The sequence below is a fragment of the Microbulbifer bruguierae genome (assembly GCF_029869925.1).
Taxonomy (GTDB): Bacteria; Pseudomonadota; Gammaproteobacteria; order Pseudomonadales; family Cellvibrionaceae; genus Microbulbifer; species Microbulbifer bruguierae.
This window is the reverse complement of sequence record NZ_CP118605.1, coordinates 214,657-237,896: the sequence shown is the minus strand read 5'-3', so window position 1 is coordinate 237,896 and position 23,240 is coordinate 214,657. Positions and strand designations below refer to the sequence as shown.

19 protein-coding genes are annotated in these 23,240 nt (G+C 54.6%); 4 read left to right on the top strand and 15 right to left on the bottom strand.

The annotated features are described in order from the left end of the window. Nucleotides 1-219: 219 nt before the first annotated feature. Complete coding sequence (locus PVT68_RS01070; protein ID WP_280320725.1) at nt 220-1,743, bottom strand: alanine/glycine:cation symporter family protein; 1,524 nt, start codon at nt 1,741-1,743, stop codon at nt 220-222. A 205-nt stretch (nt 1,744-1,948) separates the two neighbouring features. Between PVT68_RS01070 and PVT68_RS01065 the strand changes: the two genes are divergently transcribed. Beyond that, nucleotides 1,949-3,961 (top strand): S9 family peptidase, encoded by a 2,013-nt coding sequence (locus PVT68_RS01065; RefSeq protein ID WP_280320724.1) that lies wholly within the window; start codon nt 1,949-1,951, stop codon nt 3,959-3,961. Here the strand turns inward: PVT68_RS01065 and PVT68_RS01060 are convergent. The 5 genes from PVT68_RS01060 to PVT68_RS01040 form a co-directional block, all read right to left on the bottom strand. Beyond that, nucleotides 3,958-5,895: an LTA synthase family protein gene (locus tag PVT68_RS01060; RefSeq protein WP_280320723.1), complete on the bottom strand. Its 1,938-nt coding sequence runs from the start codon at nt 5,893-5,895 to the stop codon at nt 3,958-3,960. The two genes, PVT68_RS01065 and PVT68_RS01060, sit on opposite strands and share 4 nt — an antisense overlap. Before the next feature lie 92 nt (nt 5,896-5,987). Next, nucleotides 5,988-6,710, bottom strand: a complete 723-nt coding sequence (locus PVT68_RS01055) for a phosphatase PAP2 family protein (protein ID WP_280320722.1) — start codon at nt 6,708-6,710, stop codon at nt 5,988-5,990. Then, nucleotides 6,707-8,308 (bottom strand): phosphoethanolamine transferase, encoded by a 1,602-nt coding sequence (locus tag PVT68_RS01050; RefSeq protein ID WP_280320721.1) that lies wholly within the window; start codon nt 8,306-8,308, stop codon nt 6,707-6,709. Before PVT68_RS01050 ends, PVT68_RS01055 begins: the two co-directional genes overlap by 4 nt. A gap of 137 nt (nt 8,309-8,445) precedes the next feature. Next, nucleotides 8,446-9,711, bottom strand: coding sequence for a sensor histidine kinase (locus PVT68_RS01045; protein WP_280320720.1), 1,266 nt, complete (start codon nt 9,709-9,711; stop codon nt 8,446-8,448). After that, the gene (locus PVT68_RS01040; protein ID WP_280320719.1) at nt 9,708-10,385 is read right to left on the bottom strand and encodes a response regulator transcription factor; all 678 of its coding nucleotides are present in this window, start codon (nt 10,383-10,385) and stop codon (nt 9,708-9,710) included. Before PVT68_RS01040 ends, PVT68_RS01045 begins: the two co-directional genes overlap by 4 nt. A gap of 193 nt (nt 10,386-10,578) precedes the next feature. Between PVT68_RS01040 and greB the strand changes: the two genes are divergently transcribed. Then, a complete protein-coding gene (gene greB / locus PVT68_RS01035) occupies nt 10,579-11,094 on the top strand; it encodes a transcription elongation factor GreB (RefSeq protein ID WP_280320718.1) in 516 nt (171 codons plus the stop codon). A 131-nt stretch (nt 11,095-11,225) separates the two neighbouring features. On the opposite strand, the gene PVT68_RS01030 is transcribed toward greB, so the two are convergent. From PVT68_RS01030 to PVT68_RS01005, 6 genes are all read right to left on the bottom strand, one after another. After that, nucleotides 11,226-11,642: a hypothetical protein gene (locus tag PVT68_RS01030; protein WP_280320717.1), complete on the bottom strand. Its 417-nt coding sequence runs from the start codon at nt 11,640-11,642 to the stop codon at nt 11,226-11,228. A gap of 201 nt (nt 11,643-11,843) precedes the next feature. Next, the gene (locus tag PVT68_RS01025; RefSeq protein WP_280320716.1) at nt 11,844-13,184 is read right to left on the bottom strand and encodes a DcaP family trimeric outer membrane transporter; all 1,341 of its coding nucleotides are present in this window, start codon (nt 13,182-13,184) and stop codon (nt 11,844-11,846) included. A 294-nt stretch (nt 13,185-13,478) separates the two neighbouring features. Continuing rightward, entirely contained in the window at nt 13,479-14,213 is a 735-nt protein-coding gene (locus PVT68_RS01020) for a nucleotidyltransferase family protein (protein WP_280320715.1), read from the bottom strand. Next, nucleotides 14,206-15,231 carry an XdhC family protein gene (locus PVT68_RS01015; RefSeq protein WP_280320714.1) on the bottom strand — a complete coding sequence of 342 codons (1,026 nt, stop codon included), beginning with the start codon at nt 15,229-15,231 and terminating at the stop codon, nt 14,206-14,208. Before PVT68_RS01015 ends, PVT68_RS01020 begins: the two co-directional genes overlap by 8 nt. 34 nt (nt 15,232-15,265) lie before the next feature. Continuing rightward, complete coding sequence (locus tag PVT68_RS01010; protein WP_280320713.1) at nt 15,266-17,506, bottom strand: xanthine dehydrogenase family protein molybdopterin-binding subunit; 2,241 nt, start codon at nt 17,504-17,506, stop codon at nt 15,266-15,268. A 14-nt stretch (nt 17,507-17,520) separates the two neighbouring features. Then, a complete protein-coding gene (locus PVT68_RS01005) occupies nt 17,521-17,991 on the bottom strand; it encodes a (2Fe-2S)-binding protein (RefSeq protein ID WP_280320712.1) in 471 nt (156 codons plus the stop codon). Nucleotides 17,992-18,320: 329 nt separating this feature from the next. On the opposite strand from PVT68_RS01005, the gene PVT68_RS01000 reads away from it, so the two are divergent. Together PVT68_RS01000 and PVT68_RS00995 are read left to right on the top strand one after the other, a co-directional pair. After that, nucleotides 18,321-19,178: an AraC family transcriptional regulator gene (locus PVT68_RS01000; protein ID WP_280320711.1), complete on the top strand. Its 858-nt coding sequence runs from the start codon at nt 18,321-18,323 to the stop codon at nt 19,176-19,178. Between the two features lie 62 nt (nt 19,179-19,240). After that, complete coding sequence (locus tag PVT68_RS00995) at nt 19,241-20,290, top strand: NAD(P)-dependent alcohol dehydrogenase (RefSeq protein ID WP_280320710.1); 1,050 nt, start codon at nt 19,241-19,243, stop codon at nt 20,288-20,290. Between the two features lie 58 nt (nt 20,291-20,348). Here PVT68_RS00995 and PVT68_RS00990 read toward each other — a convergent pair whose 3' ends face one another. From PVT68_RS00990 to PVT68_RS00980, 3 genes are all read right to left on the bottom strand, one after another. After that, nucleotides 20,349-21,506 (bottom strand): acyl-CoA dehydrogenase family protein, encoded by a 1,158-nt coding sequence (locus PVT68_RS00990; RefSeq protein WP_280320709.1) that lies wholly within the window; start codon nt 21,504-21,506, stop codon nt 20,349-20,351. 134 nt (nt 21,507-21,640) lie between these two features. Next, nucleotides 21,641-22,579, bottom strand: a complete 939-nt coding sequence (locus PVT68_RS00985; RefSeq protein ID WP_280320708.1) for a DMT family transporter — start codon at nt 22,577-22,579, stop codon at nt 21,641-21,643. Nucleotides 22,580-22,670: 91 nt separating this feature from the next. Beyond that, nucleotides 22,671-23,174 (bottom strand): Lrp/AsnC ligand binding domain-containing protein, encoded by a 504-nt coding sequence (locus PVT68_RS00980; RefSeq protein WP_280320707.1) that lies wholly within the window; start codon nt 23,172-23,174, stop codon nt 22,671-22,673. Between the last annotated feature and the right edge of the window lie 66 nt (nt 23,175-23,240).

Below are 23,240 nucleotides of genomic sequence, written 5' to 3'. Positions count from 1 at the left end.
AATGAGGGGAGATTAATGGAATCCAGCGTACGCGGGTGCGCACTGGTTCTCAGACGTTTGTGGCGGGACCGCAGCCTTACAGGAACGCTGACTGGTGTCACAGCGGAAGCGGCGACCAACTCTCACCGCAATAGTGATTGAAGTTTGAACCTGTTGCTCAGAGGTATCGGCGAAAATGCGTGCGAAGGGTTAAATGCGGACCCCGGGATACGGCAACGGCTACTTTTTTTGCTGATGCTCTGGCGGGCCGCCGTGCTCACCAGGAATATGCGGCCCACCGCGCCAGACATCCGGCTCTATACCCGGAATCTTATGGCGGCTTGCGTCAAATACCGGTTCTTTAATCCCGCGTTTGATTTGGCCTTCGTAGTCCGCAAAAACCCTGAGCGCCACTCCTGACAACAGCAACATGGCCAGCAGGTTGGCAGAGGCCATAAAGCCCATCGACATATCCGCCATATTCCACAGCAGTTGGAAATTGCCTTCACTGCCACTCCAGGCTACCCAGGCACCAAACAGGATAAAAGCGATATACAGCGCGCGGTAACAGAAAATGGAGAAACGCGTGTGCCAAAGATAAAAAATATTGGTTTCCGCGTAGTAGTAATTGGCAATGATGGAAGTAAAGGCAAAGAACAGTAGAGCCAAGGCAATAAAACTGTTGCCCCAACTGCCCACCTGACTGGACAGTGCAGACTGTGTCAGTGTAACCCCCTCCACCATGCCGCTCAGTTCGACATTACTGAGCAGAATGATCGCCGCCGTTGCGCTGCAGATCATCATCGTATCGAGAAACACCGAGGCCATTTGCACATAGCCTTGCACCACCGGGTGCTTTACATCCGCAGCCGCCCCCACATTGGGTGAAGACCCCATGCCCGCCTCATTGGAGAACAACCCGCGCTTGATCCCATTTGCCACTACCGCCCCAAAAGCGCCGGCACCGGCCTCCTGAAAACCGAAGGCGTTGCTGATGATGATCCCGAAGACTTCCGGCACCCTGGAAATATTGGCGAAAATCACAAACAGGGCAATGGCGAGGTAGCAGAGCGCCATAATCGGCACCACTATGCCGGCAAACCGGCCGATGGACTGGATACCACCAAAGACAATGATCGCCGCCAGTACCGAGATCAGCACGCCGACCAGCAATGGATTGATACCCCAGGCCGCGTGAATGGCTTCCGCCATCGCGTTGGACTGCACCGCGTTAAAAAAGAAACCGAAGCAGATCACCAGGAACACAGAAAATACGATCGACAGCCATTTCCAGCGTCGCCCCAATCCCTTATCGATGTAGTAGGCGGGACCGCCACGAAACGTGCCGTGAACCTCGCCCTGCTCCTTGAATGTCTGCGCCAGCGTATTTTCAATCAGGCTGGTGGCCATACCCAACATCGCTACCACCCACATCCAGAACACCGCACCGGGACCACCGGCTGTGATCGCCACCGCCACCCCGGCGATATTTCCGGTACCCACCCGCGCCGCAGCACTGGTGGCAAATGCCTGAAACGAAGACACGGAATCGTCGTGCTCTTTACGGAAACTGTGCCCCATTACCCGCAGCATCTGGCAGAAGCCACGGAACTGTACAAAACGGGTGCGCACGGTGAAGTAGACACCCGCCGGCAACAGCGCGACGATCAATATGCCCAGCCACCAGACACCACCAATACCACCCCAGGTAAGGTTATTGCCCCAGGAGACCAGTGCTCCCAGGCCATCCAGGAATCCCTGCATAGGCAACTCCACAAGCGCATCCCACCTTAAGCGTCAACATAGGGGGCGCATTCTCAAGATTGGCGTCTTTGGCCCCTTAAAGAGGCATACAATCTAAGACTAGCAGCCGGTGTGATTGACCCGGCAACTAAAATATTGCCCGCTCAACCATACTGTTGTCCCGGAGATTCAAGCACCGCTTGTACCAGCCCGGGACCAACGTAAAATGGCGGGCAAATTTTCTCACGCCACGTCTTTGCAGAGTATTCACCAGCCCATGCCTGAAACTACGCCTTCGCGAACCAGCGCCACCTGTACAAAAGCACCTTTCGGCAGCTGGACCTCAGAGATCAGCGCAAAATTGCTGACTTCCGGCAATGTGCGACTAAGCGAAACCTGCCTGGCTGACGGCCGCGCCTACTGGCTGGAGTCTCGCCCGGCGGAAAAAGGCCGTTCCGTGCTGGTGGAGTACAGTGAGGCGCAGGGGAAAAAGGATCTGTTGCCCGCGCCCCTGAGTGTGCGCTCGAAAGCACATGAATACGGCGGTGGCAGCTTTACCGTGAGTGACGGATGGGTCTACTTTGTGCTGGCAGCGGATCAGCGTATTTATCGCATGTCCCTGGACAGCAAGGTGCCGGAGCCATTAACACCGGAGGGTCCATTTCGCTACGCCGACCTTGTTCTTGACAGCGCGCGTCAGCGCCTGATCTGTATTCAGGAAGATGAACGCCTGCAGGACCACGAAGCCATTGCCTGTATCGTCGCGGTGAATATCCACGGCACAGAGGCACCGCAGGTACTGGTGGAAGGCGCAGACTTTTACTCCAACCCAGCGATCAGCCCGGACCACAACCAGCTGAGTTTTCTACAGTGGCACCATCCGAATATGCCGTGGGACGCAACGGAATTGATGCTGGCGGAGCTAAACCCCGAGGGCATACCGACCACGACCCGCAAGGTCGCCGGCGCGCCTGGGGAATCCATTTTTCAACCACGGTGGTCCCCGAACGGCGAGCTGCTGTATGTTTCCGACCGCAACAACTGGTGGAACCTCTACTGTCTGGGAGATGAGCGGCCCCTGTGGAACAAAGCCGCCGAATTCGCCACGCCCCAATGGGTCTTTGGTATGTCCACCTACGGCTTTCTGGACTGCGATACACTGTTCTGTACCTTCAGTGAAAATGGGTGTTGGCAACTGGGAATACTCAATCTCGCCAGCGGTGTACACAGAACGCTGGAACACCCCGGCTGCGACTTTGAAGGTATCTGTTGCGAGGACGGAAAAGCACTGTTCATTACCAGCGGTCCGGCGGAATTCCCGTCGATCGCACGCTATGACACCGTTCGCGATTGTTTCGAGACCCTTGCCAGTAGCAGCAGCATCTCGCTCCCCACCGATTTGCTGTCCCATGCCCAGGCCATTGAATACACCGTCGGCGAGCGCAACGTACATGCGTTCTACTACCCACCCTGCAACCCGCGGTTTGAGGCACCGGAAGGTGAATTACCACCACTGATCGTGTTCAGTCATGGCGGCCCTACCGGCGCGACATCCGCGGGGCTCAATCTCAAGGTGCAATACTGGACCAGCCGTGGCTTTGCCATTCTTGATGTGAATTATTCCGGCAGCACAGGTTATGGCCGCGCGTATCGCGACCGACTCAAAGACCAGTGGGGCATCCTGGATGTCGAAGATGTTTGTGCGGGCGCAGACTTCCTGGTACGCAAAGGACTTGCAGATCCTGCGCGCCTGTTGATCAAGGGCGGCAGTGCTGGAGGCTATACCGTATTGGCGGCACTGACATTCCACGATACGTTTTCCGCTGGTGCCAGCCATTATGGCATTGGCGATCTAACCACCCTCGCCCGTGACACACACAAATTTGAGTCCCGTTACCTGGACAAGCTGGTCGGTCCCTGGCCCGAAGCGGAAGCCACTTACCAAGCAAGATCCCCCATCAACCATATCGAACAGCTGCAATGCCCGGTGATTTTTTTCCAGGGTATGGAAGATAAAGTTGTGCCGCCAAATCAGGCCGAAGCCATGGTCAAAGCACTGGAGCAGCGGGGAATTCCGGTAGCCTATATTACCTTTGCAGATGAAGGCCACGGCTTCCGCGCCGCCAGCAGTATTAAAATGGCACTGGAAGGCGAGCTCGAATTTTATAGTCGCATCTGCGGGTTTACCCTGCCCCAACCCGGCCCAGGCATCCAGATTGCTAACCTGCCAACGACCTAGAGTGTTTTCGGCTGACGATACAGCTTGGAGGAATATGCCAGGTTACTCCAAAGGGCATTTCCACGAACATGCAAGATTTCCTCCGCATACTCCCTGGGGTCCAACTCCTTGAGTAAATGGTGGCCATCGTGGGAGTAAACTTTAGGCGGGAGGTGCGGGCGTAAAATTACCGCATGATCCACGCCCAGCCATGAGAAGTTCTCTCCGTATTGCAACATTGCCCGCTGTTTATCCACGGGGACATCTCTGCTCAGGTCAAATCCTAGCATCGGATGTGCCCCGCTGACACCGGCGAGAGACAGAAGCGTGGTTGGGAAATCAATCTGCGAAACCAACCGATCATCGACCTTCGCCTCCACACCGCCACCAAGAATAAGGGCGGGAATCCTGAAGTGGTCAATTGGAACCAGATTTGAGCCATGCACGCGAGAATCGTGGTCGGCAATGACAAGGAAAATCGTGTCCTTCCAATAATTGGATTTTTCCGCCTTGCGGATAAATTCCCCCAGAGCACAGTCTGCATAGCGAATAGCATTTTCTCTACTGGCTCTATCACCAGCATAACTTGCGGGACATCCGTCAGGGTATTCCCAGGGACTGTGATTGGATGTAGTAAATACCAGACTGAAGAAAGGCTGTGAACGCTGATTCAAGGTCAAAAACTGTTGGTGTACTTCCCGATACAAATCCTGGTCGGACGCCCCCCAGGAACCCACAAACCCGGGATTGCTAAAGGTTGCCAGATCGCGAACATCCTCCACACCATTACCGAGGAAAAAACTCTTCATATTGTCAAAATGACTCTCTCCCCCGTAAATGAACTGAGTGAAGTAATCGCGACTTTGCAGAAAAGATGCCAGGGTAAAAAAGTCCGTCTGACTTTTATCAAGCTTTACCACCGAGCGTGACGGCCCGGGAGAAAACCCGGTAAATACTGCCTCTATTCCTCGAACCGAGCGCGTACCTGTCGCGTAGGCATGAGTGAACTGCCACCCCTTTTCCATCAATACATCCAGGTTCGGGGTAAGATCCTCACCGCCCAAATTCCCAACAAACCGCGCGCCCAGACTCTCCTGCAACAAAATTACGATATTTTTTCTCGTCCCAGAATTTGATGCGAGGTGATCCCTTAATGTGGGAATTTCACTGGATTCGAAAGGTATTCCGGATTGATCAGCTCCGAGCCTGACGCTGGCGATCACATCCTCGTAACTCATGCGACCATACAGGTCAGAGGCCTGTGCTTCAGACGAGGTATTGTATACGGCATAAAGCACCGAATAAGCTGAATTCAGAACAAATGAATTCACCAGGTTGTCATTACTGAAATACACCATCGATGGATTAAACGGGCGGTGCTGGAGACTCGAACGGGTTGCAAAGAGGCTGACCAGAACCACCACGACTGTCAATACAACCTTTCTCCCCACCGAGCCAGGCTCGCCGAGTAGCTCCGTCCCAGCCAATAGCTTTCGCCCCAGAAGTAATGCCAGCGCAACGCCGCCAACGGACCACGCGATAGCAAGTTTGTATCCTTGCCATAACATACTGAAAACTTCGTGGGGGTAAATCAGGTAATCAATGAACAGTCGATTTGGGCGAATGTCATACTCACGAATGAATTCCGGGGTTACGACTTCCAAAAAGACAACCAGGACCAATGCAAGTAGCAGCCAAGCCATTAATAACCGACTGAAGTACCTGGAACGCTTCCCGTCCGATATCCAAATACCTGCAAGCAACGGTAAGGTATATAGATACCCCATCAGCACCAGGTCAACACGAATACCATTTAGAACAATTTCAATGACACCAGAAAATGAACCAATCCGGTCAAAATAGGCAATGCACAGATACAACCTGGATGCCAATAAAACCAAAAGCGTACAAGCAATAAATTTTCCTGTGACTACCAGGGCCCTGTGACGATACATAAAAGGATCTTCGCTGTTAACAATTTGACTTCAATGCCCGAAATCTATCAGGCCAATTGTCAAAAAATTGTCAACGAAGGACGTTCAACCACTCAGTGGGGCTCAGACGCCTTTCCGGAAAACCCTTTCGGATAACGGCGGTACAGGCGAGTAACAGCCATCGCAACCGCTATTGTGACGATCCATGCCAGGCACATGGTCACCAAGGTGTGGCTCAAAAAATGGTCACCGATAAGCATTTTGTAAACACCCAGGATCCAACCGAGCCCCATGCCCAAAGCAAAGCCACACCAACGATTCACCTGACGCCGAAACAGGAAAGCAAGGGAGAGTAATGCAAATCCACCGCTCGCATGACCAGCGGGAAAGCAGCGGGCCCGAGCCGCCTGCTCAGGCGATAGAGTATGAATCCAAAAGCTACTAATAGGGTAGTCTCCACCATAGATCGTCAACTGACTCGGACATGGCACATCAGTGACATCCTTCAGGAAACCGACAAGAAGCACCGTTGCGATCGTGGACAGCAACACGATCACTATTCCCGGTTCATGGCGCTGGACCCACTTGCTTTTTTTCGAGAGTGTTAATGTAACCAGGGCCAACACGAACAATACATGCAGCACCGCCTTGGGTCCGGAGTAGAAGACGAGCCGAAAAAAATCGTTGTGCTTATCAACTAACCAGTGCGCAGTACCGGAAATATAAAAGTTATCCTGCACCCACAAGTCGAGCTCTGTCAGCTCGAACACCAGAATCGTAATAGCCAACAGGGAAAGCCCTATCCCCAGCTGGACCAGAAAACTTCGAATATTCACGGATAAAAGATATCCAACTTCGGCTGATACACTTCGGTCTTCACATCAAGAAGTCCCAGCAGAGTATGAAACAGATTGTCTTGAGTGAACTCTCTATGCTCGAAGCCCTGTTCCTTCAATTTTCGATGTTCCCGCCCAAACTCATTCCCAGCCCAGAATATCATTGGGATATGCTTCTGGGATTCCGGTGCAAACGCATAGGGAAAACCATGTAAAAAAATACCATTTTCACCCAGAGACTCTCCATGATCACTAACGTAGAGCATCGCCGGAGAAAACTCCATCGACACAGAGCGCAAGTAGTCAATCACGTGACCAAGAAAAAAGTCTGTATAGAGAATCGAGTTATCATAGGCGTTATCAATTTCTTCCTGGCTACACTTTTCGAGCAAGTTGCTGGAGCAACTCGGCTTAAACCGTTCAAAAGACTTCGGGTACCGCTTCGCATATTCAGGCCCGTGACTCCCCATCTGATGCAAAACGACCAAAATATCGCCGGATAAAGAAGCTGAAACCAGCTTCCTGACACCCTCGAGCATACCGATATCGCGGCATTCATCATCGCAATATGGATTCAATTCTGGAGTTCGATAGCTGGTATATGGAACCCTAAGCGCAACGCCTTTGGAGTCAGAATTATTGTCCATCCACGCCACATTTATTCCGGCCCGCTCAGCGATATCCAGCACATTGTCGGTCGATTTGGCTACCTTTTCACGGTAATTTTTTCTGTCCAACAGCGAGAACATACAGGGTACGGACACTGCAGTAGCGGTACCACAGGACCAAACGTTATCGAAACTGAACACATTCCGTTCGGCCAGCATAGGGTTCGTGATTTTCGTATATCCATTCAGTGAAAAGTGATCCCATCGTGCGGTTTCTCCAACCACCAAAATAATTAGCCGCCGTTTTCGATCCGACACTTCCTGTCTGGCATCCAGACCAATTTTCTTAAATGACGTGTCATCGCTATCTTCGAGCTTCCCCTGGACGTATTTTATCGCCGTGTATACCGGTGTTTCAGGGTTTGAATAGAAGCGAACCGATTTATGCTCTCGAAAAAACGACGCATAGCTACTACTAAACAGAAACAGCATCAAAATAATTGCAGCACCGGACAAGACAATTAGCTTTCCACGAGACAGTGCCTCTCGAATTACCGCCTGTTTACTGACAGGCATGAACCAAAGCAGGGTGCAGGGAAGAACGCCGGAAAATACCAGATAAATAAATAGCCTGGCATTTAGCAGTCCCAGCGACTCGGATGCATCGGTTTGCAACGCACTTTGGAGTATCTCACTGCTGATAACGACATTGTAGGTATCCATAAAGTATGCCGACGCTGTTGAAACCAGCAGGACGATCATAAGTAACGGCTTATACAAACGCCCAATCGCGAAGGTCGATATCAGGATGTTGGTCAATGCAATCAGTAGTATGACCAGAGAAGAGATGAACCCTGCATTCTTCCAGGAAACCGGATATATGGCGAACAAATTGGAAAAGAATGCAAAGTTACCGGTTACCGTCACCCAGATCGAAACGGCGACGATAACCAGAATGGATGGATATTGACGTTGTTTCTGCGCAGACATCTAGAACCTTGCCTCTGGCGATTTGACTCACCGAGAGACTAGGCTTAAGGAAATCAATTTCTTGTTCAGACAATGTCAAAAATTTGTCAAAACGGGTAATGGAATAGAAAAATTGCGCCCAAACTACACTTTCGCCTCTAATCAGCTTTTAGATCCACGCAAAATACACATCCCTGCGGCTGTAACTGGCGGACGCTGACGCTCCATCCCTGATACTCGCAGATCCGTTTCACGAGGGAAAGTCCCAGACCAAGCCCTTCCCCCCGGGCATGATCCCCACGCTGGAATGGCTCAAACAGCCGTGATTGCTGCTCAGGTGCGATTCCGGGCCCGGTATCTTCCACTCTAAATCCACCATTGAACAGTTGCAGCTCTACCCTGCCCTTTTCCGTGTAATGAAGAGCGTTACGCAGAAGGTTTGACATCACCGTCCGAAGAAATATCGCTTGATACCGGTTGTCATCCGCCTCCTCCAGAGTGCAGCGATAATCGATACCACGCGCCGCAAACTGTGGCCCCCAAAATTTATCCTGCTCGATCGCCGCATCTTCCAATGGCACAAGACTCACACTGTCGGTCATTGATCCCTTTTCCCGCGCGAGTAATAGAAGCGTTTCGACCAATTCAAGCATTTCATCACTGGCCCGGCGGATGCGGGCCACCTGCTGCATCTGCTTGTCGGTAAGTCCGGTTGAATGCGACAACAACTCGCATGAAGTACCAATGACCATGAGCGGTGTACGCAGCTCATGACTGACATCACTGGTAAATAGCTTTTCCCGATCCAGTGAACGCCGCAATTGCGCGAAGGTCTTATCAAACGCCTCGGCCAATCTTCCAACCTCATCATCTGCGTAGTTTTTGGCGAGTAGCTCACTGCCTCGATACCGAGCGCCAGAGCGAACGTCATTCGCAAGCTGGGCAACTGGCTGCAACACCCGATTTGCCAGCAGAGCGCCTAATCCCCAGGCAATCAGCAGGCTGACAAGAAAACAAGCCAATACCGCTTGATAAATCAACTGCTCTCGAGCTTCAAACTCACGCTGATCCTGAGTTAGAACATAGGTGTGGTCATCACGCAGTAACTTGAATGCGTAATACGCCTGCTCCCCAGCGACCACCTCGGAAAACCCCGGCTTCAGCGAAAGAAACTCCGCAGGTGGGTACAGCTGTTTGGCCGCCGTGGTGTACAACTTTTCACTCTTGTCTAATTGCACTGCCCGCCCTGTACCGAGAGCATCCACCGCGATTTCAAGATCCGAACGCATGCCTTTGGAGACCAGACGCTCTTCGACATGATGAACAATTTCAACGATTCCGAAAGAAAATGCACCACTGGTCAACAACGTCATCAGTACGAAGGCAAAAACGATTCGCTGCTTTAACGGTTGTCTTGCGCTCACGATTCGATCTCCGCAAGACGGTAACCAACGCCATGTACGGTATGAATCAGCTGTTTCGCGAAGGGTTTATCGACAACCTGACGCAGCTGATGTATGTGACTTCGCAGGCTATCTCGGTCAGGGATATCTTCACCCCAGATTTCCATTTCCATGACTTCCCGCTTTACCACCGCAGGGCTCTTACGCATCAGCAATACCAGGAGCTTGGTCCCCATGGGATTGAGTTTGAGTGGCTGACCGGCGCGGACAGCCTGATGTGTTGCCGGATCGAATACGAGATCGGCTACACGTAGCTCCACCAGCCCTACTCCCCGACTCCGCCGAGTAATCGCTTCGATCCGCGCCACCAACTCTGCCAGTGAAAAGGGTTTGATCAGATAATCATCAGCACCTGCCCGAAGTCCACGCAGACGATCATCCAGTGCATCTCTGGCGGTTAACATCAGAATCGGGGTATCACGCCGTGCGTCTTCCCTGAGTTTCTGGCAAAACTGGTAACCATCGAGCCCCGGAAGCATGATATCGAGTACGATCAGGTCGTAGTGATGGGTCGCTGCGAGATGCAGACCGCTGAGGCCATCCTGCGCACAGTCTACGCTGAAGCCGCCCATTTCCAGATAATCAAGCACGTTTGCGAGAATATCTACGTTATCTTCAACCACCAGAATCCGCATCGACACCCTCCGCTCGCTCTTATTGGAGATAAAATTCTCCGCGCATATTTAATGACTAGCAAGACAAATCTATAGCTTCTCCCCCATTGCTGCGGGCCGCAGTTTTCAGGTCACTTGATTTCCGTATATGATGCGACCCCGCTGACTCCCAGTAAATCCGATCTGGGTATCGTTGACTCGAGGAAAATACCATATGGGACGCTGGAGACCGCCGCGCCCGCGAGGCTCACGCTACATCACCCCAGAGGGTGCCCAGCGCATGCGTGCCGAAGTCAAGCAACTGTGGGAAGTGGAACGCCCGCGGGTTACCCAGGCTGTAAGCGACGCAGCGAAACTCGGGGACCGCAGCGAGAATGCGGACTACATCTACGGCAAGAAAAGACTGCGGGAAATCGACAGTCGAGTGCGCTTTCTCACCAAGCGCCTGGAAGAAATTACCGTGGTGGATCGTATCCCTGACGATCGCGAAAAGATATTTTTCGGTGCCTGGGTCACGCTGGAGGATGAAAACGGTAACACGGTCCGGTACCGCATCGTCGGACCGGACGAATTCAATGTTAAGGAAGGCCTGATTTCCATGGATTCCCCGGTCGCCCGCGCGCTACTGGGAAAGCGCCTCGACGATGAGGTAGAGGTGCAGCAACTGGAACAATGGGTAACCTACTACATTGTCGAAATCGACTACCTGGAAATTTCCACAGGAAATTAGGCTCCTGCTGCAGCAGCTCCGTCAATCACTACTATTCCAGGGAAAGCAATACTGGCAAGCACCGGTCAACCGACTTGAGTTGACCTGGATAGAAATGGATAGAGATGGAAAGTTGAGCAAATAGCCTCAACTCACAAAATTTCGGAGCGGATCAGCTCGCCAGTCAATGCTTCAGCAAATTTCTGTACATCGGCCTCTTCCGGCATTATGTAGTTGGTCGCTGCAATAGTGCGAACGTACGTATCAGCGACCATGCTCCAGACCAGTTTTTGGGTAACGACACTGAACAGTTTGATCTCTGCCCTTGCCACCTGTGTCGCTGGATAGTCCCTTTCGACCTGTTTCACCTCCAACACATTGACAGAAAGAACCGACGTATATTCACCGGAAGTTACCACGGGCACAACTTGCCTGCGACTCGGCCCATGTACGCCCGGTACTGCTATATGCCAGGCGACTGCAGACACTCCCTGATCTTGCAACTGCCGCACCACAACACTCTCTACCATGTCGCTCACCACCGGGGTACGCGTATAGACAATCACCATGGTCCGCCCCATTGTGTAGGCGCCACTGCCAGGGGCACTCCATACATTGCTGACCTCGGTCGTCGTATGAGTACAGGCTCCGAGCATCAGTGATAGGGTAAATATCAGTACGCGTGGTATCTGAAACAACGAACACATCTGCCATCTGGTCCAGCTTGTTTTCAAGGATCGATCCTTTAGGTGATTCGTCATCGCGATGCCCTAAAACGTCATACGGCTGGTGAATTGAAAACGGGTCACAGAGCCCCTTCTGTCATCCCTGTCGACGCGAGAGCCATAAATCGCTTCAACACCAAACAGCCACTTGGGAAAAGGCGTCCACACAAGGTTAGCGCTGCTGTACTTTGCGCGCCGGTAGGCTTCAGGTCGCTGAAATTCGTAGTTGTCCACCCGGAGTTGCCCATGTGTTACCACTGAATAGAAATCCGGATTCCACCAGTGCTGAAATCCAAGATAGCCGCCCCGTGAGGTGATGGTATCCAGGGTATCGTTTTCGAAGTCATAAATGGCACCAGGCGGAGAGTCATTCAATAGGCCACCAATACCTTCTCCAAGAACGTAGCCGAACGTCAAAAAATCCTGTTTATTTGACCAGGGCATATTGATTCTTCCGGAGAGATTTACGCCCCAGGCACTCTCGGATATTGTGCCCTCATTGTTCGCACTGAAGCGGAGGTCGCGGGTAATTACCGCACCCTCAATATGCGCGTCATCCGTCTCCCACGCGAGAGCAGCCACGGTATCCGGCCACTCCGGCACAGAATCCAGGTCCGCAAATATTTCCACGACCTCGAATAAGGGCGCATTGGTAAAAACCCGGCCATTCGGATCTTCCAGGGCCAACTTCAGATTGAGGCAGCGCCTGAGTTCCTTCGTCCAACGCAGCATCGCGCGCCGGGTTGCCACCGCTGAGGGCGGTCCCTCAAAGTCCAATGTATTGGGGAATCCGGGCAGGTACGTAAAGGTGGACCAGTCTTGTCCCAGCAAAAGATCGCCACCGAAAAGAATATCACTCACCTCACCGTAAGCCTGACGCAAACGGGGATCGGCATCTGCGGCAAAGAATTGACCGAAGTAGTCCATGGAAATGAAGGTTGTCAGCTGGTGCTTGCCAACGGGTGTCCGGGTTTCCACCGCAAGCCGCGAGGTCTGAACCGAAAAATGGGTGAGGCCGTCAGACCCCTCTGCGGGGATACCGCCGCGTGTCGCGATGGCAGCGGTAACAAACGCTGTCGGTGAGCCAATAGCATGATTGTCGTGGGAGATATCCAGCTCGGCAAAACCGCTGATTTTGAAACGTGTTTTGCTCCCAAACACATCAAATGAGCCGGGCCAATTGACCTCAGCCTCTTGCGCCTCTTTATCCAAAAGTACTTTCAACTCGGTTTCTTCAGAGGAAGTGAGTTCTACGGGATGGACCGAAGGATCTGAAGGGACCGAAGGTGTTGAAGGGGTAATTACCGGTTGCTGTTGCAAGGCTTCGAGTTGCCGGCGCAACCGCTGCTGTTCGCGTTCCTGCGCGTCCAGGCGGCGCTGCTGCACCTTAATGACCTCGAGCAGTTGCCCTGTTTCGTCATTTTCACCCTGAGCATATGAGGAAGGTACTGCCAGTCCGACACTGACAACGAGCCAAGCAATTAAAAAATAGTGAATTCGCACGTGCTAGAACCGTAAACCTACCCAGTACCCTATAGGCCCCGCATCTTGCGGGGATACTTTTGAAGGTAAAGTTAGTCAACAATTTCCCCTGCGCGTGTTTCGCTACGCCTGCCTATGCGAATTTTCGACATTGGCAGGCACTCCAGTCTACCGACGGTCTTAAAAGTGGCAGACCTGTTACATTTTCGAGGTCGAATATGCGGAAATTTCTACCGACGATAAAACCGGTTCACGTGCGTGCCAGTCGGCGAGTGCCCTACGAGTATCGATATCAACCGCTGCACGGGGCATCGAGCAGGCGATAACCGGCAATTCGCCACTGTTTAGCAGATTGCGCGCGCCTATATCAACACTTCGATCAACACTTCGATCAACACTTCGATCAACACTTCGATCAACACTTCGATCAACACTTCGATCAACACGTCGATCAGCACTTGGGTTTCCAGGGAGATTTTTCAGCATCTCAAAATATGGGGCCCCGAATATTGCGGGCACGCCGTGGCGCCCGAAGTAAGCCCCGCAGACAATATTGTTGCGGTCAAATTGCGACAGTAGCGCCCGTATGTCTTCTTGAGTGATCGCCACTTGATCTGCCAGCAGTATCAATACGCCATCAAATTCCGCGGCGATCGCTGCAACGCCAGTTGCGATAGAGCTACCCAGGCCACGCTGCCAGTTGGCATTGTGAATCAGCGTCACGCCGGAAATCCTCCCCGCACTCAACGCCATCGCAATCTCACTGTGCCAGGCGCCGGTTACCGCATAGGTTTCCGCAACCAGTCCGTGCACACAATCCACCGAGGATTGCAGCATGGGAACCCCGTCAACCTCGGCCAGATGCTTGCAGCCGCCAAACCGCGCCGATTCCCCGGCTGCCATAATCAGTGCGGCGATGCGTAACTCATTCACAATTCAATATTCCACTGATGGAGCGTCCACTACCCTGGTTCAGCGCCGCCTGGCACTCTGCCAGGATGGACAGGGCGATGGTTTCCGGGAGGTCGGCGCCGATTTCGAGCCCCGCCGGACCGGCGATTTGCAGAGAACACGTTTGCAAGTCAATTCCCGCTTCCACAATCACCCGCTCGCGACGGTTTCGCGGTCCGAGCAGTGCGAGGTAGTGCAGCGACTCGTTGTACAGGGCCGACAGGGCCGCGGCGTCCAATCCGATACTGTGGCTCATCAGTACCGCCGCGGTGACGTTATGGCTGCACGCAAATGCCGTCAGCTGCTCAACCGGCATATTGAGCAAGTCATCAGCACCAGGAAAATACTCGCGCCGGGCATTGGCCGGGCGTGGGTCCCACACGCTGATACGCCAACCCAGCTCGTGCCCAATTGCCGCCAGCGGTCGCGCATCAATACCTCCACCGACAATCAGCAGGTGCGGCGGTGGGGTTACACCGGTGCACAGCCACAGGCTTTCCCCCTCTTCCACCAGTTGCGCACGCACGCGGAAAGAATCCCCGCGGACCGGATCACTGTCCATAAAGCGGGCCCGGGTTGTGCCGCAGTTATCGGGAATGTATTGGTAGTAATACCCGCTGCGAAATCCCTGTAGCGCAAAGTGTATGCGATCAAGTTCGAGATAGCGGTTTGCGCGGTGCAACGGCTGCAACAGAATATCCACGGTTCCACCACAGCCGATCCCCAGCTGGAAGGACAAATCATCTTCGTCGCTGCCGTCGTAGGTCAGGGTCACCGCGCGGCCACTGTGCATGACGCGGCGTGCCTGCCGGTGAATGTCCGACTCCAGGCATCCGCCGCTCAACATACCCAGCTGATGTCCACCAGAACTGAACAGCATCATGGCGCCAGCCTTGCGGTAGCAAGGGCCGGCGGTGCGGAACACGGTACCCAGTACCCAGTCGCAGCTATCGCGCAGCGGATACCAGGTTTTCAGGAGTGAGATCAGGTGGTTCGACATCGACTACTCAAAACTCTTTATCAACAAGTCGTCGTCAAACCTTGATCGGTAATGTGTAGTAGCGCTTGCCGGTCGCCGCGGCCAGCGCGTTGGCCACCGCCGGCGCAATCGGCGGCACCCCCGGCTCACCGACACCGGTAGGAGGTTCCGCGGAAGGTACTATGTGCACCTCCACCTCAGGCATCTGGTTAATGCGCAGTACCTGGTAGTTGTGGAAATTGGATTCAACGACCTTGCCGTCCTTGAAGGTAATCGCGCTCACCAGCGCCGGTGCCAGACCGAAACCGATGCCGCCCTCCATCTGCGCGCGGATCACATCCGGGTTGATCGGCACACCACAATCCACCGCGCACACCACCCGCTCCACCTTGAACTTGCCGTCCTCCGCCACGGACACTTCCGCCACCTGGGCCACGTAGGTGTTGAAGGACTCGTGTACGGCAACGCCGCGGCCCCAGCCTTTTGGCAGTGTCTTACTCCAACCGGCCTTGTCTGCGGCCAGTTTCAACACCCCCTGCCACCGCGGGTGATCCGCCAACAATTTCATACGCAGTGCTAACGGGTCTTGCCCGGCTTTTACTGCCAACTCATCGATAAAGGTTTCCGTCGAATAGGCGGTATGGGTATGGCCCACAGAGCGCCACCACTGCACAGGAACTTTCTCTTCGGTGGAAGTGACTGCCACGCGCAGGTTGGGAATGGCATAAGGCAGCGTGCTCGCGCCCTCGACCGATGAGTGATCAACCCCATTCTTGATGCCCTGTCCAAATACCGTACCGGTAAGAATGGACTGGCCGACGATGTGCTGTTCCCAGCCGACAATATTGCCCTCGGCATCCATCCCACCTCGCACCCGGTGCACATAGGCCGGACGAAAATAGCCCGCGTGCATATCGTCTTCGCGGGACCACACCAGTTTGACCGGCGTACCCATTTTTTCCCTGGCGATATGCACCGCTTCCACCAGATAGTCGGAAACGGGATTGGCGCGGCGACCGAAGCTGCCACCGGCAAACAGCATATTCAGTTTTACCTTTTCTGCCGGAAGTCCCAGTAGTTTGCCGATATTCATCTGGTCCACGGATTGGAACTGCTCGCCGTTCCAGATTTCGCAACTGTCCCTGTTGACCAGCGCCACGCAATTCATGGGTTCCATCGCTGCGTGGGCTAGATAGGGAAATTCGTACGTAGCCTCGATCACCCTGTGCGCGGTAGCAAAAGCGCCTTGCACGTCGCCATCGTTGCGCGCAACGCTGCCGCTTTCTTTCGACCGAGCGCGGTACTCTGCCATCATTTCCTCGGTATTTCTGGTCATCGCCCGGGATTCGTCCCAATCGATTTTGAGCTTGTCCCGCGCGACCTTGGCACTCCAGTAGTCCCTGGCGATCACGGCTATACCGGTAGGGATTTCTATTACGTCCACCACACGATTGGACGCCTTGGCTTCCTCCGCGTCGAAGGATTTCACTTTTGCTCCAAAACGCGGCGGGTGAGCAACCATGGCGGTAAGCATGCCGTCCAGCCGCATGTCCTGGGTATAAACCGCGGTGCCGTCGGTTTTCCCCACATCCTTGCGCGGCAGGGGCTGCCCGATATAGGTAAATTCTCCAGGTGCCTTGAGGCGAATGGTGCTCTCATCCGGTACCGGTATTGTAGCGGCGAGTTCTGCCAGCTCACCAAAGCTCGCTTGTTTGCCGCTCCCCGGGTGGCTCACCACGCCCTTCTTCACCATAATTTCTGCCGCTGGCAGGTTCCAGCGCTGCGCTGCGGCAGCAATCAGCATTGCCTTGGCGGTGGCGCCGGCAATACGCATCTGCTGGTAGGAGTTGGCAATGGCCGAGCTGCCACCGGTACCCTGCATCGGGCCCCAGTGCAGATTGTTATAGCGCTTGCCATCGGCAGGCGCGCCAACGGAATCAATCTGCTCCCAGTCCGCGTCCAATTCTTCCGCCACCAGGCTGGCAAGACCGGTGTACGTGCCCTGCCCCATTTCCACGTGCTTGATAACCACCGCCACACGGTTGTCGGCACCTATACGCACAAAAGCGTTGGGGGCAAACATCTCACCCGCGGCCGCAGCCTCCGACCGTGGAAGGATTTTTGCCAACACCCCCGGGCTGCCGATCGCCAGGGTAAGGCCGGCACCGACGCCCCCCATTACCTTGAGAAAATTCCGGCGACTCTCACTTCTGCTTTCATGCCCGCTCGCCGAGCCATTCATATCCTGAAGATTCTTTTCCAACTCTGCTCGGGTTTCATTATCAATCCAGCGCATATTTCCTTCTCCCCTCAAGCCAGTTTCTTCGACGCATCTTTGATGGCACCGCGAATACGCTGGTAGGTGTTGCAGCGACAGATATTGCCGGACATGGCGGAATCGATATCTGCGTCGGTGGGTTTCGGGGTTTTCTCCAGCAGTGCGATGGCGGACATGATCTGGCCTGACTGGCAATAGCCGCACTGGACTACCTGTTCGTCATTCCAAGCCTGCTGAACGGCCTTGGCCACGGGGGAAGCTGCCGTCGAAGATACACCTTCGATGGTGGTGATTTTCTTGCCGGCCGCCAGCTGTACCGGTGTAGAACAGGAACGGATTGGCTGGCCATCCATATGTACAGTACAGGCGCCGCACAGGGCCATACCACAACCAAACTTGGTACCCGTCATTTCCAGATAATCGCGAATCACCCACAGTAGCGGCGTATCCGGCGTGGCGTCGACCTGATGATCCGCGCCATTGACGTTGAGTTTGACAGGCATGGGGTTCCCCTCTGGTTATGGATTTTTCTCAGCGATTCAGCGCACCGGTGCCCAAACTACAGGATCTCAAACTTCCAGCACGGAGCCCATTACCGATACTAATTGGTCGCTGCAACAAGTATTAGTTGGATCTTACTGGATTCTTGCCTATTCCTACTGCATTGGCGAGGAACGTATTGTGAGGCGCGGTACCGCGCTGCTAGGCTGCCAACCATGCATCCACCGAGTGAAACCGAATAGCCATGCCTGTCACGCCCACTCCATCCCAATCGGCTACCGATGCGCGGAAAGTTGTAACGGCCCCCGCCAGCACTGGCCTGGCGCAAAGAATGGCGCGCTGGACTGTGGGCCGGGAACAGCTGGAAACAAGTATTTCCGGTCTCTCGCTGCACCGCTGGGAGGCGCCAACGGAACAGGCGAGTTATATGCTCGCCCCCAGTATCTGCCTGATCGGCCAAGGCCGAAAACGCCTGGTGCTGGGAGAACAAGATTACATTTACGACACCAACAATTTCCTGATTACCTCGGTGGATTTGCCTGTCGTCACTCAGGTCATCGAAGCGAGCACAGCGCGGCCCTACCTGGGGTTGACCATGGCTCTGGACCTCCAGGTAATTGCAGAATTATTACTGACCCTTGATGACCATTCCCGCGCGCCCACTGCCAGCGATCGCGTGTGCCTTGCCGTCAGTGCTGTATCTCCGTTGCTGCTGAACGCATTTGAGCGACTATTGGATTTACTCGACCAACCCCAGGACATCACCGCTTTAGCGCCGCTGATAAAACAAGAGATCTTTTATCGTCTTTTGACCGGTGAACAGGGGCCGCGCCTGCGGCAGATTGTGACGGCGGGTAATCATGGGGAGAAAATTTCCCGGGTGATCGACTGGCTGAAAAAAAATCTGGAAAAGCCCTTTCGGGTAGAAGAGCTGGCGGCCACTGCCGGACTGAGTTCGTCCGCATTCCACCACCACTTTCGCGCCATGACTGCCATGAGCCCGCTGCAGTTCCAGAAACGCATGCGCCTGAACGAAGCCCGCCGGCTGATGTTGACCGAGCACTTGGACGTGTCTTCTGCAGCATTCAAGGTGGGCTACGAAAGTCCATCGCAGTTCAGCCGCGAGTACAGCCGTCAATTCGGCAATTCGCCGCTTCGGGATATCAAGCAACTGAATCAAGCACCTTAACAAATCAACTGCGGTACCCGCTCGGTACCTTCTCTCATAGTTTCTGTTGTCTGGAGATGAATATGAGCACCAACACCAAAGCCTTCGGCGCCTACGCTGGCGATAAACCACTGGAACCCATGCAGATCAAACGCCGGGCTCCTGGTGATCACGATGTACAGATCGACATCCAGTTCTGTGGCGTCTGCCATTCTGACCTGCACCAGGTACGCGCGGAATGGGCTGGAACCCTGTTCCCCTGTGTCCCGGGGCACGAAATTGTCGGCAAGGTATCTGCCGTCGGCAACCAGGTGGAAGATTTTGCGATTGGCGATCTGGTCGGTGTCGGCTGTATCGTGGACAGTTGCCAGCACTGCGACGACTGCGAATCTGGCCTGGAAAACTACTGCGACAGCATGACCGGGACCTACAACTTCCCCACCCCGGATGAGCCTGGCCATACCCTGGGCGGCTATTCCCAGAACATCGTGGTACACGAGCGTTATGTACTGCGTATTCGTCATCCAGAAGAGCAATTGGCGGCCGTGGCGCCGCTGCTGTGTGCCGGCATCACCACCTATTCGCCCCTGCGCCACTGGAAGGTCGGCCCTGGCAAGAAAATCGGTATCGTGGGTATCGGCGGTCTGGGTCACATGGGCATCAAACTCGCCCATGCCATGGGCGCCCATGTGGTGGCCTTTACCACCTCAGAGTCGAAGCGTGAAGATGCGAAAGCGCTGGGCGCAGACGAAGTGGTGATTTCCCGCAATGAAGACGAAATGGCCGCGCACGGGAAAAGTTTCGACCTGATCCTGAACACGGTCGCCGCCCCGCACGATCTGGATGCCTACCTAATGCTGCTGAAACGCGACGGCACCATGACCCTGGTGGGCGCACCGTCGAGTCCACACCCGTCTCCGCAGATTTTCAACCTGATCTTCAAGCGTCGTGCCATCGCCGGCTCCATGATCGGCGGTATCCCGGAAACCCAGGAAATGCTCGATTTCTGCGCCGAGCACGATATCGTCGCGGATATTGAAATGATTCGGATGGAGGAGATCAACGAAGCCTACGAACGCATGCTCAAGGGTGATGTGAAGTACCGTTTCGTAATCGACAGCGCCACGCTGTAATCAAAGCCTACCAGGCAATCAAATTCAGCGGGCACCTGCCCGCTGAATTCACATTGGGTTAGCGCACACCCTCCAGCAGATGTCGCGCAATAATCAAGCGCTGGATCTCACTGGTGCCCTCGTAGATGGTGGTAATGCGTACATCCCGCGCCATACGCTCCAGCGGAAACTCCCGCGTATACCCCACACCGCCGTGCATCTGCAGCGCAACATAGCAGGCTTCGTTGGCTTTCTCGGACGCATAGAGTTTGGCCATGGACGCCGCCGGGCCAAACGACTGACCGGCATCTTTCTGCCAGGCGGCCTGGAGCAACAGCAGCCGCGCCGCTTCCATCTCTGTGTACTTGTCCGCGAGCTGCCACTGCAGCCCCTGGAACTGTGCCAGTGGTTTGCCAAACTGCTCGCGTTCGTGAAGGTAACTGCGCGCGCAGTCCAGCGCCTCCAGACCAATGCCCAGCGCCAGCGACCCGATGCCAATGCGCCCGCCTGCCAGTTCGCCGGCAGCGATGCGGAATCCGCGGTTTTCCTCTCCCAGCATATTGCTGGCAGGAACGCGACAATCCTCGAAGGCGACCTCGTTGGTAACCGAGGCCTTCTGCCCCATTTTCTCTTCCGCCTTGCCGATGATCAGTCCGGGGGTGCCCGCTTCCACCAGGAAACAGGAAATTCCCTTGCCTTTCGGCGCCGCCCCATCGGTTACCGCCCATACCACGAACACACCGGCGAACTCGGCGCTGCTGATAAACAGCTTGCTGCCATTCAGTATATATTCGTCGCCATCTTTAACCGCGCGGGTGCGCATCGCGGCGGCGTCGGAACCGGAGCTTGGCTCGGTCAGACAAAAAGAACCCGCCGCGTATTCGCCGCTGCAGATCCTCGGCAGGAAGTCGTTTTTCTGCTCGTCAGTGCCCATCACCTGAATGACTTCGGCCACCATATTGGTGACCGATGTTGTCGTCGCCGTGGAGGCACAACCGCGAGCGATTTCCGTAATGGCCAGGCTGAAGGCGACCGTGCCAGCACCGGTGCCACCGAATTCCGGATCGATGTTGATCCCCATAAAACCGAGTTCTGCCAGCTCCCTGAGTTTTTGTAAAAACAACGGGCGGTTGCCGGTTTTGTCCAGGTCTGCGGCAATCGGTTTCAGTTCGCTGTCTGCAAACTGGCGCGCGGCCTCCTGGATCATCTGCTGCTCTTCGGTCAGTGCAAAATTCATGACGTTTTCTCGCTCATGCTCGCCTGTCGCGCACACTGCAGCGCAGGCTGGTTATTGTTTTAGTAGCCAGATTCTGTATCCGTAATATTCTGGTAAAGGCAATATTTGCAGATGGCAGTATCTGCTGAACGTATTCACCCGCCCTGCCGGAATAGAATTCGCCGCAGTGCGCCCTGCTGAACCGCCACGCCGAGCAGGATCAAACCGAGACCCGCTATGGTGGCGACGTGGATTTTTTCTCCCACCAGCAGTGCAATCAGGAGCAGTGATAGCGGTGGGGACAGATAGATAAAGTTGCTGATACGCGCGGTATTGTCACAACTGAGTAATGCGCCTTGCCACAGCAGGAAAGCAATGCCCATTTCAAACAGGCCCACATACAGCGCGCCCAGCCACCCGGCCGCGGGCGGCCACTGCCAGTCGTCCTGCCCGATTCCCTGCCAGAGCACGGCGACGATGAGCCACGGCAACCCACAGCAAAATGTCAGCAGTAAATTTACCGCAGCATTGCCGCCAATACGGGTGTTCAGCAACCAGTAGCAGGACCAGATCACCGTACTCAGTAACGCCAGCGCAACACCCAGAGGCTGATCGAATTGCATAGACAGGGGGTCGCCGCGGGTGGCGATCACCAATACGCCGGTATAGCACACCAACCCGGCAAGCAGATCCTGGCGGCGCAATTTCTGCTTCAGCAACGGGACAGATAAAAGTGCCAGTACCACACCCCAGGTGTAATTGAGGGGTTGCGCCTGCTGTGCCGGTAGCAGGGCGTAGGCATGGAAAAGTATCAGGTAATAAAGGAAGGGGTTGCAGAACCCCAGGGCAAGATACCAGTTGCGATTGGCGCGCCAACTACTGGCCAGCTCCGGCAATCGCCCCTGCCAGGTGATGACCCCGAGCATGAAAATGGTGGAGACCACCGATGCGATGGTCACCAGTTGCAGCGGCGACAGGTATTGCAGCGACAGTTTGAAAGCACTGGCCACCGTCGACCAGCACAGTACGGCCGCCAGCGCCAATTTGGTGGCGCGGCGGTTGCCTTGTATTGGCGATACCGCCTGCTCAGTCATGAACTGGACACCACCCATTGGAACTCATAAAACCCCGGCGTCAATTTACCCGCATAAACTTACGCATAAACTTAAGGGAAAGAACAGACGATCAACGCTTGCCGCTTTTCGGCTCGGGGTCCGGTACCGCCACCGAGGTATCTGTCTTCACCTCCTGGATCACCACATAAGTATGGGTTTCGCGCACGCCGGGGACAGATGCCAGCTTTTCGCCAAGGAATTGACGGTAGCCGAGCATATCCTTAATACGGATTTTCACCAGATAGTCGAAGCCACCGGCCACCATGTGGCATTCCTGAACCTCATCGAGGCCAGAAACGTGCTTATTAAATGCTTCCAGTGCTTCCGTGGCCGTATCGGTCAGGGAGACCTGGATATAAACCACCAGACCCGCGTGAACTTTCAACGGGTCCAACAGCGCTACGTATTCCTTGATAAAGCCCTCGCGCTCCAGACGCTTGACCCGCTCGAGACAGGGAGTCGGGCTGAGATTGACGCGACGTGCAAGCTCCACATTTGGCAGTCGCCCCGCGTGCTGCAAAATGCGCAAAATCTGGCGGTCGATACGGTCCAGATCTTCCAACTTACGAGACATAGCAAGATACCCTACTAGTGATTAAGCAGATAAGCGCTATATTTAACCACACCTTTTCCCAATATG